We start from the raw sequence: 13,696 nt of genomic DNA, 5'->3' as shown, positions 1-13,696 counted from the left end.
TGTCGCTTATAGAGTTCGAACGCAATCTAATTTTGAGGTCCAATATGCGGGTGTCTCGGCAACAGGCGGCGGAGAACAGGAAGCGGGTGATCGAGACGGCCAGCCGGCTGTTTCGCGAGAACGGCTTCGACGGCATCGGCCTGAAGGACCTGATGGCGGGAGCCGGCCTGACCCAGGGCGGCTTCTACAAGCAGTTCGAGTCGAAGGACGAGCTGGTCGCCGTGGCGACGCGTCGGGCGCTGGAGAGCGTCGCCGAGCGCTGGTCGACGGCGGCAACGGCGCGGCCGGACGACAGCCTGCGGGCGGTATGCGAGTTCTATCTGAGCCGGGGCCATTCCGCCGAACGCGCCGATGGCTGCCCGATCGTGGCGCTCGGCTCCGACGCGGCGCGGCAGGGTCCTGAAGTCAAGGCCGTCTTCGAGGCCGGCATGCGCGGCTATCTCGACAGTGTGACCGGGTGGCTCGGCGAGGGGCGTGAAGACGATGCCATGGTCGTGCTGTCGACGATGGTCGGCGCGCTTCTCCTGTCGAGGATCGTGAATGACGAAACCCTGGGACGGCGCTTTCTGGAGACGGCTGCCGCCAGCGTCACCGGCAGGAATGTGGGGCATCAGGGCGACGAGACCGATGACCGGCCGGAGCGGGTGCAATGAGCGCGGACCCTGCCGATCTTCGGACCGCCGGTCCTTTTGCCGTCATGGGCGAAGCTGTCGCTCCCAGCGTAGCTGGTGAGGTCAGCGGCGGGGTCGTCCTGCTTCTCGCCGGTCTGGCCGCAGTCGGGACGCTCGCCACGAACATCATCCTGCCGGCCTTTCCGCGGATGGGCGCCGAGCTGGGTCTGACCGGCGCTCAGCTCGGCCTGCTGCTGAGCAGCTTTTTCATAACCTTCGCGCTGGGCCAGTTGGTCGTCGGGCCGCTTTCGGATCGTTTTGGCAGGCGCAGCCTCGTTCTCGGGGGGCTGGCCACCTTCGTCGCGGGAAGTCTGGTCGCAGCCCTCGCAGGCAGCCTGTGGGTACTGCTGCTGGCGCGCGTCATCCAGGCCATGGGCGCCTGTGCCGCCTCCGTGCTCGCCCGCGCCATCGCGCGCGACCTCTTCCAGGGTGAAGCGCTGGGCAGGGTGCTGTCGCTCACCATGATCGCTAGTGCCGTCGCACCCGGTTTTTCCCCGCTGCTCGGAAGCCTCCTGGTCGAGCTGTCCGGCTGGCGCATGAGTTTCCTGTTCGTCGGCTTCTGCGCCGCGGCGCTCGCTGTTCTCTATCTGCTGCGGGTCGGCGAGACCCATCCGGTCGGTGCGCGCAGCGAACTTGCGATGCGCAGCGTCGCCTCGACCTATCGTTCGCTCGTCGTCGATCGGCGCTTTCTGCGGCCGGCGCTGGCCGTCAGCATGGTGCTGGGCGGCCTGTTCAGCTTCTTCGCGGCTGCGCCCGGGGTGCTGATGGACCAGCTCGGACTGACCCCGTTCCAGCTGGGTCTGACGTTTGCCGGGACGGTTCTGATCGTCTTTGCTGCAGGCCTGATGGCGCCCCGGCTGGCGCAACGGCATGGCGACCGTGAGATCGGGCTCTTCGGGCTGATCGTCTTCGCCGGCGGCTCGCTGACCATGGTCGCCGTCGCCTGGCAGCCGAGCTACCTCACCTTCACGGCGGCCATCTCGATCGTGCTGTTCGGGATGGGGCTGATCAATCCGCTCGGGACCGCAGTCGCCCTGCAACCCTTCGGCCGCCGGGCTGGATCAGCTTCGGCTCTTCTCGGTTTCCTGCAGATGAGCAGCGCCGCGATCGGCTCGACTGTGGCGAGCGTTCTGCCGTTCCCGGCCGCGACCTCGCTGGCCATCGTGATGACGGTCGCCGCCGTGCTGGCTCTCCTGGCTTTCGCGCCAGCCTTCCGTGAGCGTCCGGAGCGCGTCCGCCCGTCCCCCGCCGTCACCAATGCGGAGGTCGCGACCGATGCGTAGGATCGTCGTTACGGGCATGGGGGCCGTCACCCCGCTCGGCTCCGGGGTGAGCCGCTCCTGGGAACGCCTGCTCGCCGGCCAATCCGGTTTGCGCCGTCTCCCTGATGCGATCGTCGGGGACCTGCCGGCCAAAGTCGCCGGCGTCGTGCCTTCGCTGGACGACGACCCCGTCGGCGGATTCGACCCCGACCGGGTCCTCACCGCCAAGGACCAGCGCAAGATCGACCGCTTCATCCTGTTCGCCGTCGCGGCCGCCGACGAGGCCATCGCCATGGCGGGCTGGACCCCGCAGGACGAGATGCAGAAGTCGCGGACGGCGACGGTGATCGCCTCCGGAATCGGGGGCTTCCCCGCCATCACAGAGGCGGTTCGCACGGTCGATACGCGTGGCGTGCGGCGTCTGTCTCCGTTCACGGTGCCGTCTTTTCTCGTCAACCTCGCCGCTGGGCAGGTCTCGATCCGCCACGGCTTCAAGGGACCCATCGGCGCTCCCGTCACCGCTTGCGCCGCCGGCATCCAGGCGATCGGCGACGCGGCCCGGCTGATCCGTGCGGGGGAGGCGGACGTCGCCCTCTGCGGCGGCACCGAGGCCTGCATCAACCTGGTCAGTCTCGGTGGCTTCGCCGCGGCCCGCTCTCTCTCCACCGGCTTCAACGACAGGCCGACCGAGGCGTCGCGTCCCTTCGACGCGGAGCGAGACGGCTTCGTCATGGGCGAGGGCGCGGGCCTGCTCGTCCTGGAGGCGCTCGACCATGCGCTCCGTCGGGGCGCCACGCCGATCGCGGAATTGGTCGGTTACGGTACGACCGCCGACGCCCATCACATCACTTCGGGCCCGGAGGACGGCAGCGGCGCGCTGCGTGCCATGGACATCGCTATCGCCCAGGCGGGAGTTTCGCCGGCCGAGGTCGACCACCTCAACGCCCATGCGACCTCGACGCCGATCGGAGACCTCGGCGAGATCGCCGCCATCAAGACGCTGTTCGGCGCGAACCCTCGTCTTTCCGTGAGCGCCACAAAATCCGCCACCGGTCACCTTCTGGGTGCCGCTGGAGGGCTGGGCGCGATCTTCGCCGCCCTGGCCCTGAGGGATCAGGTCGCGCCGCCGACCCTGAACCAGACGACGCCGGATCCGGCCAGCGCCGGCATCGACATCGTGGCGGGCAGGGCGCGCGCGACCCCGATGGCACTGGCGATGGCGAACGGCTTCGGCTTTGGCGGGGTCAACGCGAGCGTGCTGTTTCGCCGGTGGCGCGACGTCCACTGATCAAGCTCCGCAGTTTCAACTCTGTCTTCTTGAAGGTCGTCCATTCATGAGCTTCACCCCGAAGGTCGCCCTCGTCACCGGCGCATCCTCTGGCATTGGTCGCATCACGGCCGAAGCGCTCTCGCGCGCCGGCTATCGTGTCTACGGCACGACCCGCAATGCCGCTCCTGCCGACAGGGGCGACGTCAGGATGCTGACCTGCGATGTGACCGATCAGGTGTCCGTCGAGGCTTGTGTCGCTCAGGTTCTGAAGGAGGCCGGGAGGATCGACCTTCTCGTCAACAATGCCGGCAGCGGGCTGTTCGGGGCGGCGGAGGAGGCGTCGATGGCGCAGGCGCAGCAGCTGTTCGAGGCGAATTTCTTCGGTCTGCTCCGCGTCACAAATGCAGTCCTGCCCGCCATGCGGCGACAGCACTCGGGTAGGATCGTCAACGTCAGCTCGATACTTGGGCTGATACCGGCGCCGTTCACCGCGCTCTACGCCGCGTCGAAACATGCCGTCGAAGGCTATTCTGAGTCGCTCGACCATGAAGTGCGGTCGCTCGGGATTCGCGTCGTACTTGTTGAGCCCGCTTATACGCGGACATCCTTCAACGCCAGCAGCGCGCAAGCGTCCGGCATGATCTCCTCCTATGACGACATGCGCGCCCGGGTCGGAGCCGCAGTGCGCAAGGCGAACGAAGCCGGAGACGACGCATCGGTCGTGGCCGACAGTATCGTCAAGGCGGCCGAGGCGGAACGGCCGCGCCGGCGTTATACCGTGGGGTCCCTGGCGGGACGCGTCGCTCTTCTGCGCCGATACGTTCCGGCGGAGGCTTTCGACAAAAGCCTGCGCAAGCAGAGCGGCCTGTGAGCCGATATTTCGTTCCCAGTAAAGGAGGCTGCCGATGATAGATACGCTTTGGACGCGCCTCGTCGCGGAACTGAAGGCCTATGGCGAGGCACTGGCCGCTCTGGGGCATGAGGGTGCAGGCATCGACCAAGCTCGACTGCGCCGCATCGAAGACGAACTGGCCACGTTGAACGCATGCGTCACTGCGATGCGGCCCAAACCGCACCTGTGAACCGCGCCGGGTTTGTCGGAGGCTCCAACGCCTGAGAAGGTGGAGCCATGACGAGCAAGACGACGAACAAGTTTTCGCCTGAGGTGCGGACCCGTGCGGTTCGGATGCTGCTGGACCACGAGGGCGAGCATCCGTCCCGCTGGGCGGCGATCATGTCGATTTCCGGCAAGATCGGCTGCACGGCGCAGACGCTGAACGAGTGGGTAAAGAAGGCCGAGGTCGACAGTGGACGGAAGCCCGGTTTGACGACGGACATGGCGGCCAAGCTCAAGACGCTGGAGCGCGAGAACCGAGAGCTTCGGCAGGCCAATGAGATCCTGCGCAAGGCGTCGGCGTATTTTGCCCAGGCGGAGCTCGACCGCCTGTTCAGGCGATGATCGCGTTCATCGACGATCACCGCCAGGTCCATGGGGTCGAGCCGATCTGCAAAGTGCTGCCGATCGCCCCCTCGACCTATCATGCCTATGTCGCCAAGCGCGCCGATCCCGAGAAGCTGTCAGTGAGGGCAAAGCGGGATATCGCCCTGCAGCCCGAGATCGCCCGCGTCTTCGCCGAGAACTTCGAGGTTTACGGCGTGAGGAAGGTTTGGCGGCAGATGGTGCGAGAACGCTTCGTCTGGATTGCCCGGACCATCGCGCACCGACAGACGATCGTCGACGACATCGTGGCGATGTCGGAGCGCATCGCTGCCGAGCCCGACGCGCCGAGCTCCAGCGCGCACTGATGGGAGGGGGGAGGTTCGAGGATTGGATCGCGAAGGGCCCGCCACCGCATGGGGTTGCACTCATGGAGTTTTTTTGGCTGGGGCCCGTCTGAAAAAACTTGATTAGCCGCCCCCGTTGAAATCGCGCGTCGCGGTTTTCAAGCCGGGGACGAGAAATCAACGGGGCCCCGTCCCCGCTGGCATTCTCAACATAGCGGAATTTAATCGGGCGCGACCGCCAGCCCGCCACCGTTTGATTGGAAACCAAAGCCAAGCCCGCTGCCGGCCCTCCGCTGAATTTAATCAAAGAGGCGAGCGAGGAAATGGACGCCGCTACATTCAAGCGCGCGGTCCGCGAGTAGCGGCATATGCCTTTCAATAGGTTGCGTCTCAGAGACGCATTTGCCGATAGTGCAAGCATGCCTTTGTGCTCGGGAAGCCTGCGATGCGACGTGTAATAATCAGCCCCGCCGCGCTGCTGTTGGTCACAGCGCTGGTCACCTCCGCATGGTCACAAAGTGCCAGCGATCTTGCTACTTGTGCGGATGATCGGACTAAGACAAGCGTCTTGCCCATGACGGCTATGGCCGCTGCCGAGGCCGCTTGCGGGCGAGTGCTGGCGGGGACCCCAAGCGATGTTGACCGTCAGAAGGCCGCCTTCTACCGCAGCGTGATGCGCTTCCTCCAGGTGGTGACCAAGGGCGCCGCAAACATCCAGAAGCGCGACGGCTCGGTCGCTTATGCCCCACCAACCCTTGCACAGGTGCGCGATGCTCTCGCCGACATTGACACCGCGCTCAGCATCGAGGGGCCGCTCAAGGCCGAGGCGCTGTCGTTTCGCGTCGCCATCAACCAAGTGATCGGCCGCACCTCTGAGGCGGCTGCCGACATTGGTCAGGCGATGCAACAGCCAAAGCAGACTGCCTCGCCGTATGTCCAGCGCGCGCTCCAGCATGAGCGGGATGGCGACCTCAACGCGGCGCTCGCCGATCTCGACCGCGCTCTGCAGATCGATCCGAAGACGGCCGCAGCACTTTATGCACGCGGCGAGCTTCTGCGCCGCTTGGGCGTACTCGACCGTGCTCGTAGTGATCTGGCTGCGACTATCGCGCTCGGCGCGCCCTTCCGCGGTCTGGCGCTGACCAGCAAATCGGAGCTGGAGCTGCGCGCTGGCGATCTCAGGGCTGCCTATGACGACATAATCGCGGCGACACGCGAGCCTAACGACATGCCGAAGGCGGAAGCCGCGGATGCCCGCGCGACGCTTCTGATCCAGGCTGGCAATCTCGCTCTCGACAAGCTGAAGGAACCAGAAGTCGCTGAGAAACTTTTCCTCGATGCGCAGAAGCTGACGCCGAAGCAGTGGAGTCCGGCACTCGGGCTTGCACGCGTCGCAGAGAGCCTCGGCGACAAGCCCAAGGCGATCGCGATCTACAAGCGTATCATCGCGGCGACGAAAGCGACGCCTCATCTCTATGAGCGGCGCATGGCCGTCATCTTCCTCAAGGTGCTGACCGAGCCGCTGCTGCGCGAGATGCGGGGGATATTCCGGAACGCTGCCGACATCGGCGTCTATGGCGGCAAGGGCTCGCCGGACGGCCTCCGGCGCGTCGCCTTCATTGTCGGCATCAGTGATTATACCGAGTTGGCAAGCTTGCCCAATGCCCGCCGCGACGCGGCCGTGATGGCCAATGCGCTGGCCGAGCTCGGCTTCGACAGCGTGGAATTCGCGGAGAATCTCAAGAGGGACGATCTGCGCAAGATCCCCGCGATTGTCGCCGAGAAGGCAGCGCAGGCTGATGTTGTGCTGATGTTTTATGCCGGGCATGGTGTTGAGACTGGCGGTGCCAATTATCTCATCCCGGCTGATGCGGTACCCGACAGTGACGACAATCTGCGCAATGACGCGCTGGCGCTCGCCGATCTCTCAGCCGCCGCCGCCAAGGCAAGGCGCGGCGCACTTGTCATCATCGACGCCTGCCGCGACGACCCCTTCGTCGAGGCCCGTGCGGTGGCTCGCTCGAGAGGTTCCGGAGGGCGATCGAGCGGTGCCATTCCTGACCGGCTGCACGCGGGCCTTGCGCCCACACCGGCCGCGCAGAACGGGATCGTCCTTCACTCGACACAGCCGGGCAAAACTGCACTTGACGGCGACGGGCTCGACAGCCCCTTCGTTCGCGCGTTTTTGGAAACCCTGTCGACGCCCGGCCGGCAAATCGACGTGGTCGTCAGGGATACTACGAAGCGCGTATCCGAACGGACAGAGGGTAAGCAGGTTCCGGCCGCTTACGGAACCGCCCCGGCGGTGGCTCTACTACCTCCCGCGCCAAAGCGATGAGGGCTATTTCGGAGCCTCAACCGTCAGGGTAATCTGGCCCCTGCCAAGGCGGCCTTCCTTGTCGGTCGCTTCAATCACGATGAGGTGTTGCCCCGGTGGCACGATCACCGCTGAAGCATCGATTCCGTCCGCAGTGATGAAGGGCTTGATGCGGGCGGTCAGATCGACATCGAGTGCACGGCGATAGGTCACACGCACGCTAGCCGGATCGATCGGCACGCCGTTGCGTGGCTTGAACTTCACCGCAAAACGGAATGCATCACCCGCCATGCCAATTGCAGGAGGTGCCAGCCGATCGACGCTCGGGCCGCGGGTCAAATTGCGTTCCTGGCTGCTTGATGCCGCTGGAGGAGGAAAGCCCGCCTCGTACTTGGTGATGAGTTGAATCGGCTCGACGGCCTGTGCTTCCACCGCCACCGCGACCGCCGCTGGCGCGCCAAGCACAGCAGCCAGAACGATCGAATGGGTCAGTCGGGCTCTTGTCATCAGCAATGCTCCCAAAAGCTCGCCCCACACTAGAGCCATTGGATATATCGAGGCCTACGTGCAGGAGCGTCAACTGGAAAGCCCCTCGATTGTTCGTCGGGCCGAATTTTCGCGAACAGCCACTTCCGGATCCCGTAGGGGCTTGCAAGACAATCGGCGATTTTCGCGAAGAACTCGCCCGGCGACGTCTGACCTCTACCGGCCGTTCGATCTCGGCACAAAGCATCGCGGGAACGCCTATGCCAGGCGCTCTGACCTTGATTGGATCCGACACGACCGCCATTCTGCGGCCGGCGTGCCCAATGAGCGCCAGCTCAAAGCAGGCCGCTCATCGAATGGCGATACGAGAGGAGGAAAGATGCGCCTTTGGCTGGTCATGACGACCTTCTTGGCCGCGGGCTCCGTGACCACGCATGGCGCCGAGCGCCGCAAGGCTGATTTCCTGCAGGACTACATCACCTGCGAAATGTGGATGAAGCATCACCGAACATCAGCGACCGAAATTCACTCAGCAATCGGCCGATGGATGGTCGATATCCTTAGGCAAAGCTCACCCTCGAAGCTGTCTCATATTGATGACAGTGTCATCGTGACAGCAGTCGAGCGCCATTGCACGGCACTGCCGGATCATTCCCTGAGTTCGGCTGCGTTTCTGGCTGGGCTGAGATTGCCTGAGCCATAATCAGGAGATTTGGGTTGGATTGCGCGAGGCGAGGACGCCGGTCCGTACAGCTGGGGGGCAACGGGGCGGTCCGGCGTCCTGCGCCGCGATAACAAGCGCAGTTCAAGTTGGCCCCGATTGGTTAAACGTCTGCTAAGGCTTGCCTGCTGGTTTGTCCGGCGGCGTCGGCCCCGCCGGCCCGACCAGATCCGAGCGCACTCGGCGGGCCGCTCAAGCCAAGGCTGGGATTGATCGATGCGCGGGTTTCCGAGCATTTTGGGGGGCTTCTGCCAAGCTAGCGGGCAATCTCACCGATTCCGCTTGCTCTCAATCCAATTCCAGCCTCGTTTCCCAAAGCTTCGCAGCCTGTTGCAACTGAAACAGTTCCTTCTCGCCGGCGGCGTCCAGAAGCGACGCGGACAGCACCGCGATACACGCCTTCACCGCCGCGTATTCAGCCTCAGTCATGATGATCATGGCACGTTTCGATTCCGCCGACGCCTTATCGCACCCAGCCGTTCCATTTCGCTACGCAACATCGCGGCGACCCCGTTTCCTCGGACAGCATCGACCCCGCGGTCACCCTGATCACTGTTGTGAGGCGGACCGTCGAGCATCTGCTCCTGCATTGCGATCGGCAGACCGAGCAGGAATGCGACCTCGCACTCATGGCGCCATGCCTCACTAGAGATCGGGACCAGTTGTTCGGAGAATTCTGAACGAACCAGCTTGTGTCCGTTCCGGTCGAGCATTGGCGTTGTCATCAGGATCCTCGGGGTCGCCCGATCAACCGATGGCGTTGATCTCTGTTCCCTGCGCAACACCGACCATGGCGGCCGCCGCTTGGCCGTATTCGTGAAGGCCGATGCGTCCTGAACAGCCGTAGCGAGCGCCGGCCTACGTGCGCGGCGCGGCGGAACGAACGGGTCCGCCCGCCGTTATTGCCTAACCAGGGCATTCGCTGTGCGCGAAGCCGTTCCACCATGGATGAAGCAGTACATCGAATGCAGCAAGAAATTCTGCCTCAGCCCGGCGAACTTGCTGTGCCCCTTCTTGGGACTACCGTTGATAAAGCATCGGCGCCCGCTAATGGGGACACTCCCGCCCGCTCGCGCTTCAGGCCGCTGCGTGGTTTTCTGAAGCTGATCGTCGAAGCCGACTCGTCCCGCTCCATCGTCAGCCGCATTCGGGCCGCAGCGATCCTGCTGGCTGTTCTCGCGGTGTTTGGCGGCGCAGGCTATTTTGTCCCGGCCTATCTAGAGCAATATTTTACGCAGTGAGAACGTTCTGGTTTGTGTGGTGCGCTCTCACAGGCGGCTCGCTTCTTATCATCATGCTCGCGCTAAGCATGACCTCCTAGCCTTCCGATTGGCTGCAGCCAGCCGTGGCGACGCGATCCAATGGAGAGAAGGCAGGCGCCGTCTCCGACGCCGAACGTTCAACAGATAGGTGCGGGATGGTTCCTGCAATGTGGAAGCACAGCGCCGGCCTGCGTCTCAGGGCAGGCGTCGCAGGATATCCGCATATCGCTCGACCTCGGCGCGTAGGGCTGCGACGGCGGCCTCGCCGCGAACCCCCTTCACGCCACGCTCCTCCCGATCGGTCGAGCCCTGCACGCCATCGAGGAAGGTGTTCCGCTTCGCGATTGGCATGGCGGTGATCGCCGCGATCTCGCACTCGTGCTTCCACGCTTCTGACGAGATCGAAACCTCGCGGCCGACGAGGTGAGAATAGGCTACGGGCTGGTCGGCACGACGGGCGGGCACGGTCGAATCTCCTGACGGTCAGAAGATCTGATTAGCTCAGTTGCCGATCGGCCGGATCGCCTTGGGCATCGATCCGTGGTCGCGTTTCCACTTTTCCACCGCGACGATAAGCGCCTTCAACTCTTCCTCGCCGGGCGAGCCGGGCATAGCTGTGTCGAGCACCACGATGCGCTGCCTGGCGTCTTCGTATTCTTCGACTGTCTCGATCGGCTTGATGGTTTTGACGGTCTTGGGCATGGCGTAGACCTCCTGCGCATCAACAGCACGCCCGGCGGCACGGTTCCCCAGCCGCTCAATGACGCGCGCTGAATACCGTCGTCGGAGTAGGAATCTCGCCTAGGCCCCGTCGCGCAACGGGTTGACTCCCCGCCGAGGTTTGTTCTCAGTACGTTCTCAATTCCGAAGGACGCACGGACATGGCAGCGGAGAGGCTTGAAGACACCGATTTGGCAACCGAGGTCGAGTGCGAGATTGACGATCTCATCGCCGAGCATGGCAGCGAGCGGGCCGCGATCCGGGCTCTGCTCCACGACATGACCGTCTTGCTCGCAGATGCGGACCGGTCGGTGTCGCGCGGCTATCTCCGTGGGGTGTTCTCACATGGAGCGCGGCGGGAGGAGCACGACTGATGGTCCAGCGATCCAAGCGCAGCATGTCGCCGGGCAGGGCGCGCGAGATGCAGGCCGTGACCCGCGATTTTCATCTGACCGTCAGGCGATGGTGCGGAGAGATACCCATCAGCAGCCAGATCTACATCGCCCTAGACGTGCTGAACTTTGCGCTGAACCTCGCCAACAGCCAGCTCAACGTGGCGGCGGGCAGCAACGAGCCCGACAAGTTCCACGCGATGTATAGGATGGACGTCGACGCAGGAGAGGAATGACGCGCATTCGGATTCGACTACGGGTTGCCTCGCCTTTGATTGAGACCGCGAGGCGTGGCGGATATGCTCCCAGCCCGTCGAGTTTCGATCGAGCATCGGGGCCGGGTGGGCGAAACAGACGATGTTTGAGACGACCGATGCATTCACGCGTCTGGCGTGGTCCTGCCTTGGATTTCACGCTCAACCGCCGTCCAGAAGCGGGAGGCCTTTTCGTTGTCCGTGGCGCAAGCTTGGCGGCTCAGTCTTTTCGCGGCAAAGTATGCACCCTGACCGTGGTCACGCATCAGCATGCTGGCGGATAGCGATACTGAGCGCTGCCATGCCCGTTTTCTGGCAAGTATCCGGGAGGATAGACTGAGCATCCTTTGCTTGTATCAACGCCAGAGGGCCGATCAATTACATCCCGGAATTCATCATAACGGTTAGGCTTACCTCCGATGTGTAATCTCTACAGCCTGACCAAGGGCCAGGCGGCCATTGTCGCGATGGCGCGGGCGATGCGGGACACAACGGGCAATCTGCCTCCGCTGCCGGGTATCTTCCCGGACTACCCGGCGCCGATCGTCCGCAACGCGCCGGATGGTGTCCGCGAACTCGCCATGGTGCGATGGGGCATGCCCTCGTCCAGACGGGCAATCTTCGAGAGGGCAAAGGTCAGGGCCGGCAAGCTTGAAGCCAAGGGCAAGCCGGTCGATTTCGACGAGTTGCTCAGGATGGAGCCGGATGGTGGCACGACTAACGTCCGGAACACGTCGTCATCTCATTGGAGGCCATGGCTCGGCATAGGGAGCCGGAGCGTCGTGCCGCTGACCTCGTTTTCTGAGTTCGACCACGGCGCGAAGCAGGATGTGTGGTTCGCGCTCGCGCTGGATCGGCCACTGGCATTCTTCGCCGGCATCTGGACACCGCAATGGACCGGTGTTCGCAAGATCAAGACCGGGATAGAAACCACCGAGCTTTTTGCCTTCCTGACGACCGAGCCGAACCGCGAGGTCGGCGCCATTCATCCCAAAGCGATGCCGGTGATCCTCACCGAGCCGGATGAGATCGAGGTCTGGCTGACTGACGGCGCCATGGGATCAGGCGAAGGCGCTGCAGCGGCCGCTACCGGACGGTTCGCTGACGATCGTTGCGCGGGGCGGGAAGAAGGATGGGAGCGAGCCATGACATCAAGCGCCGCCGCCGTGGGTCTAGTGGTCATCGTTTCCATGACGACGGCCGCTTCGGCGCAGGCTTTAAACCCTGTCGACCTTGAGGGGCATTCGATCTCGATCGAGTATATCGAAGGCCTATCGCTGAACGGAACAGCATCAGTCCCGTATGTCTGGAAGGATAAAATCTACATATCCACGAAGGGGCGATTGTTTCATACGAGCAGGCAGCAGAGCGCAGTCCGCACGAGCGATTACAACAAGGAGACGGTCTCGGAAGCGGTCGGCGCCGATGTCAATGCTACAGGCAAATTTCGATGGGCAGATGGCGGGATCGTTCGAGAATGGTTCTACAGCAGGACCAGGATTCGATACGCGATCTTCATCAACCGAACTAGATCCGGCTTTACTTGCCGTGCTTTGATCGAGCGCTTCGGGGCGGGCGTCCAAACGCATCAGATCCGGGAAAGCTGCCGGATTGTCCGGGGCAACATCCACTCAAGTTGAACGGCATGCACAACCGGGCGCCGGAGGGACGCTCAGAAAGCACGCGTGCGCGCGGGCGTGCGAAACTTTTGGATGACGGGGCGCCATGGGAGCAAGCGAAGGCGCTGCAGCGGCCCTTACAGGACGGCGCGCTGGTCGAGGTCGCGCGGGGCGTGAAGAAAGATGAGGCCTCGCCCCCCGACGGAAGATGATCGAGCCGCGGTGCTTGGCAAGCGCTGACAATGGACGATCCCGAACACGATCCGCCTGACTATCGCGCGCTGCTCACCGCCGCGGGCGGCATGCTGGCCTTCGCGATCTTCACTTGGTCATGGCTGGGCGGCTGGCGGCCGTGGTGAGCGCCACCACTTGAAACATCTGCTCGAACCTGCGCGCGGTCAGTTGCACGTCCGTCTCGGACGCGCGGGTCGGAGGGCAGCCATGCCCCTATATTTTTTCGACACCGACAACGGCGCCGATCCGCGCGTTGACCATGTGGGCCGGGAGCTACCCGACGACGAGGCCGCCCCCTGGGCTGGCTTGGACACCCTTCCGGACGTGGCCCGCGATAGAATTGCTCATAGCGACCATCGTACATTTGGAATCAGTGTTCGCAACGCCCAGCGCGAGGTCATCTATGCGGCGACGCTCGCGCTCATGGGGGGCTGGAAAAAGCCGAGATAGTCATGGCGGGCGCCGATGTTCCACGGTCTCCCACGGGCAGTCAGTCAGGGCTTGCGGAGTACGAGCTGCGCAAGCGCTTCGTCACTGAGAGAGACGACTGCTCCCCACCGCTTGGACATTCGCTCGGCGGTCCTCCTCGCCTCCGCGAGATCGGTCGTTCTGCCATTCAGGTTGCCCGTTACATCTCGAACGGCCCAGTCTCGTTCGATGCGGCAGACGGTCAGGATTTGGCCCATCGGTCGCCCCTCCGTCG

17 protein-coding genes, 2 pseudogenes and 1 other annotated feature are annotated in these 13,696 nt (G+C 63.9%); of the genes and pseudogenes, 14 read left to right on the top strand and 5 right to left on the bottom strand.

The window, feature by feature from the left end:
* Positions 1 to 44: 44 nt before the first annotated feature.
* The 7 genes and pseudogenes from C8D03_RS04820 (at position 45) to C8D03_RS04795 (ending at position 7,326) form a co-directional block, all read left to right on the top strand.
* Positions 45 to 653: a TetR/AcrR family transcriptional regulator gene (locus C8D03_RS04820; protein WP_108045247.1), complete on the top strand. Its 609-nt coding sequence runs from the start codon at positions 45 to 47 to the stop codon at positions 651 to 653.
* Entirely contained in the window at positions 650 to 1,954 is a 1,305-nt protein-coding gene (locus C8D03_RS04815; protein ID WP_108045246.1) for a multidrug effflux MFS transporter, read from the top strand. The genes C8D03_RS04820 and C8D03_RS04815 overlap by 4 nt, the downstream gene beginning before the upstream one ends.
* Positions 1,947 to 3,221 (top strand): beta-ketoacyl-ACP synthase II, encoded by a 1,275-nt coding sequence (gene fabF / locus C8D03_RS04810; RefSeq protein ID WP_108045245.1) that lies wholly within the window; start codon positions 1,947 to 1,949, stop codon positions 3,219 to 3,221. Before C8D03_RS04815 ends, fabF begins: the two co-directional genes overlap by 8 nt.
* Positions 3,222 to 3,267: 46 nt before the next feature.
* Positions 3,268 to 4,074 carry an oxidoreductase gene (locus C8D03_RS04805; protein WP_108045244.1) on the top strand — a complete coding sequence of 269 codons (807 nt, stop codon included), beginning with the start codon at positions 3,268 to 3,270 and terminating at the stop codon, positions 4,072 to 4,074.
* 34 nt (positions 4,075 to 4,108) lie between these two features.
* On the top strand, positions 4,109 to 4,285 hold the full coding sequence (locus C8D03_RS26385; RefSeq protein WP_181300674.1) for a hypothetical protein: 177 nt from the start codon (positions 4,109 to 4,111) through the stop codon (positions 4,283 to 4,285).
* Positions 4,286 to 4,332: 47 nt separating this feature from the next.
* Positions 4,333 to 4,898: pseudogene (locus C8D03_RS04800) on the top strand (transposase); the annotation flags it as partial.
* Positions 4,617 to 4,733: a sequence feature (AL1L pseudoknot), on the top strand. It overlaps the preceding pseudogene by 117 nt.
* A 664-nt stretch (positions 4,899 to 5,562) precedes the next feature.
* The gene (locus C8D03_RS04795; RefSeq protein WP_181300672.1) at positions 5,563 to 7,326 is read left to right on the top strand and encodes a caspase family protein; all 1,764 of its coding nucleotides are present in this window, start codon (positions 5,563 to 5,565) and stop codon (positions 7,324 to 7,326) included.
* 3 nt (positions 7,327 to 7,329) lie between these two features.
* Here C8D03_RS04795 and C8D03_RS04790 read toward each other — a convergent pair whose 3' ends face one another.
* On the bottom strand, positions 7,330 to 7,812 hold the full coding sequence (locus tag C8D03_RS04790; RefSeq protein WP_108045242.1) for a hypothetical protein: 483 nt from the start codon (positions 7,810 to 7,812) through the stop codon (positions 7,330 to 7,332).
* Between the two features lie 358 nt (positions 7,813 to 8,170).
* On the opposite strand from C8D03_RS04790, the gene C8D03_RS04785 reads away from it, so the two are divergent.
* Positions 8,171 to 8,494: a hypothetical protein gene (locus C8D03_RS04785; protein WP_108045241.1), complete on the top strand. Its 324-nt coding sequence runs from the start codon at positions 8,171 to 8,173 to the stop codon at positions 8,492 to 8,494.
* A 306-nt stretch (positions 8,495 to 8,800) separates the two neighbouring features.
* On the opposite strand, the gene C8D03_RS26380 is transcribed toward C8D03_RS04785, so the two are convergent.
* The gene (locus C8D03_RS26380; RefSeq protein WP_181300670.1) at positions 8,801 to 8,950 is read right to left on the bottom strand and encodes a hypothetical protein; all 150 of its coding nucleotides are present in this window, start codon (positions 8,948 to 8,950) and stop codon (positions 8,801 to 8,803) included.
* Complete coding sequence (locus C8D03_RS27090; RefSeq protein ID WP_465246463.1) at positions 8,947 to 9,225, bottom strand: DUF7696 family protein; 279 nt, start codon at positions 9,223 to 9,225, stop codon at positions 8,947 to 8,949. Before C8D03_RS27090 ends, C8D03_RS26380 begins: the two co-directional genes overlap by 4 nt.
* A gap of 231 nt (positions 9,226 to 9,456) precedes the next feature.
* Here C8D03_RS27090 and C8D03_RS04780 point away from each other — a divergent pair, with 231 nt between their 5' ends.
* Entirely contained in the window at positions 9,457 to 9,753 is a 297-nt protein-coding gene (locus tag C8D03_RS04780) for a hypothetical protein (protein WP_146170089.1), read from the top strand.
* A 216-nt stretch (positions 9,754 to 9,969) separates the two neighbouring features.
* On the opposite strand, the gene C8D03_RS04775 is transcribed toward C8D03_RS04780, so the two are convergent.
* Positions 9,970 to 10,239, bottom strand: coding sequence for a DUF7696 family protein (locus tag C8D03_RS04775; RefSeq protein WP_108045239.1), 270 nt, complete (start codon positions 10,237 to 10,239; stop codon positions 9,970 to 9,972).
* Positions 10,240 to 10,275: 36 nt separating this feature from the next.
* Positions 10,276 to 10,476, bottom strand: coding sequence for a transcriptional regulator (locus C8D03_RS04770; RefSeq protein ID WP_108045238.1), 201 nt, complete (start codon positions 10,474 to 10,476; stop codon positions 10,276 to 10,278).
* A 179-nt stretch (positions 10,477 to 10,655) separates the two neighbouring features.
* Between C8D03_RS04770 and C8D03_RS04765 the strand changes: the two genes are divergently transcribed.
* The 5 genes and pseudogenes from C8D03_RS04765 to C8D03_RS27085 all read left to right on the top strand — a co-directional run bounded on the left by C8D03_RS04765 (position 10,656) and on the right by C8D03_RS27085 (position 13,443).
* On the top strand, positions 10,656 to 10,868 hold the full coding sequence (locus C8D03_RS04765; RefSeq protein WP_108045237.1) for a hypothetical protein: 213 nt from the start codon (positions 10,656 to 10,658) through the stop codon (positions 10,866 to 10,868).
* On the top strand, positions 10,868 to 11,122 hold the full coding sequence (locus tag C8D03_RS04760; RefSeq protein WP_108045236.1) for a hypothetical protein: 255 nt from the start codon (positions 10,868 to 10,870) through the stop codon (positions 11,120 to 11,122). Before C8D03_RS04765 ends, C8D03_RS04760 begins: the two co-directional genes overlap by 1 nt.
* Before the next feature lie 437 nt (positions 11,123 to 11,559).
* Positions 11,560 to 12,289: pseudogene (locus tag C8D03_RS04755) on the top strand (SOS response-associated peptidase).
* Positions 12,286 to 12,780 carry a hypothetical protein gene (locus C8D03_RS04750; protein WP_108045235.1) on the top strand — a complete coding sequence of 165 codons (495 nt, stop codon included), beginning with the start codon at positions 12,286 to 12,288 and terminating at the stop codon, positions 12,778 to 12,780. The pseudogene C8D03_RS04755 and the gene C8D03_RS04750 overlap by 4 nt, the downstream one beginning before the upstream one ends.
* Positions 12,781 to 13,200: 420 nt before the next feature.
* Positions 13,201 to 13,443 carry a DUF6894 family protein gene (locus tag C8D03_RS27085; protein ID WP_465246426.1) on the top strand — a complete coding sequence of 81 codons (243 nt, stop codon included), beginning with the start codon at positions 13,201 to 13,203 and terminating at the stop codon, positions 13,441 to 13,443.
* The last annotated feature ends 253 nt before the right edge of the window (positions 13,444 to 13,696 follow it).

Source organism: Bosea sp. 124 (assembly GCF_003046175.1).
Lineage (GTDB): Bacteria > Pseudomonadota > Alphaproteobacteria > Rhizobiales > Beijerinckiaceae > Allobosea.
This window is presented reverse-complemented; position numbering and strand designations above follow the sequence as displayed.

Coding starts and splice junctions, on each gene's coding strand:
- C8D03_RS04820 (WP_108045247.1), top strand. CDS start 45: ATGCGGGTGTCTCGGCAACAGGCGGCGGAGAACAGGAAGCGGGTGATC.
- C8D03_RS04815 (WP_108045246.1), top strand. CDS start 650: ATGAGCGCGGACCCTGCCGATCTTCGGACCGCCGGTCCTTTTGCCGTC.
- fabF (WP_108045245.1), top strand. CDS start 1,947: ATGCGTAGGATCGTCGTTACGGGCATGGGGGCCGTCACCCCGCTCGGC.
- C8D03_RS04805 (WP_108045244.1), top strand. CDS start 3,268: ATGAGCTTCACCCCGAAGGTCGCCCTCGTCACCGGCGCATCCTCTGGC.
- C8D03_RS26385 (WP_181300674.1), top strand. CDS start 4,109: ATGATAGATACGCTTTGGACGCGCCTCGTCGCGGAACTGAAGGCCTAT.
- C8D03_RS04795 (WP_181300672.1), top strand. CDS start 5,563: ATGACGGCTATGGCCGCTGCCGAGGCCGCTTGCGGGCGAGTGCTGGCG.
- C8D03_RS04790 (WP_108045242.1), bottom strand. CDS start 7,812: ATGACAAGAGCCCGACTGACCCATTCGATCGTTCTGGCTGCTGTGCTT.
- C8D03_RS04785 (WP_108045241.1), top strand. CDS start 8,171: ATGCGCCTTTGGCTGGTCATGACGACCTTCTTGGCCGCGGGCTCCGTG.
- C8D03_RS26380 (WP_181300670.1), bottom strand. CDS start 8,950: ATGATCATCATGACTGAGGCTGAATACGCGGCGGTGAAGGCGTGTATC.
- C8D03_RS27090 (WP_465246463.1), bottom strand. CDS start 9,225: ATGCTCGACCGGAACGGACACAAGCTGGTTCGTTCAGAATTCTCCGAA.
- C8D03_RS04780 (WP_146170089.1), top strand. CDS start 9,457: ATGGATGAAGCAGTACATCGAATGCAGCAAGAAATTCTGCCTCAGCCC.
- C8D03_RS04770 (WP_108045238.1), bottom strand. CDS start 10,476: ATGCCCAAGACCGTCAAAACCATCAAGCCGATCGAGACAGTCGAAGAA.
- C8D03_RS04765 (WP_108045237.1), top strand. CDS start 10,656: ATGGCAGCGGAGAGGCTTGAAGACACCGATTTGGCAACCGAGGTCGAG.
- C8D03_RS04760 (WP_108045236.1), top strand. CDS start 10,868: ATGGTCCAGCGATCCAAGCGCAGCATGTCGCCGGGCAGGGCGCGCGAG.
- C8D03_RS04750 (WP_108045235.1), top strand. CDS start 12,286: ATGACATCAAGCGCCGCCGCCGTGGGTCTAGTGGTCATCGTTTCCATG.
- C8D03_RS27085 (WP_465246426.1), top strand. CDS start 13,201: ATGCCCCTATATTTTTTCGACACCGACAACGGCGCCGATCCGCGCGTT.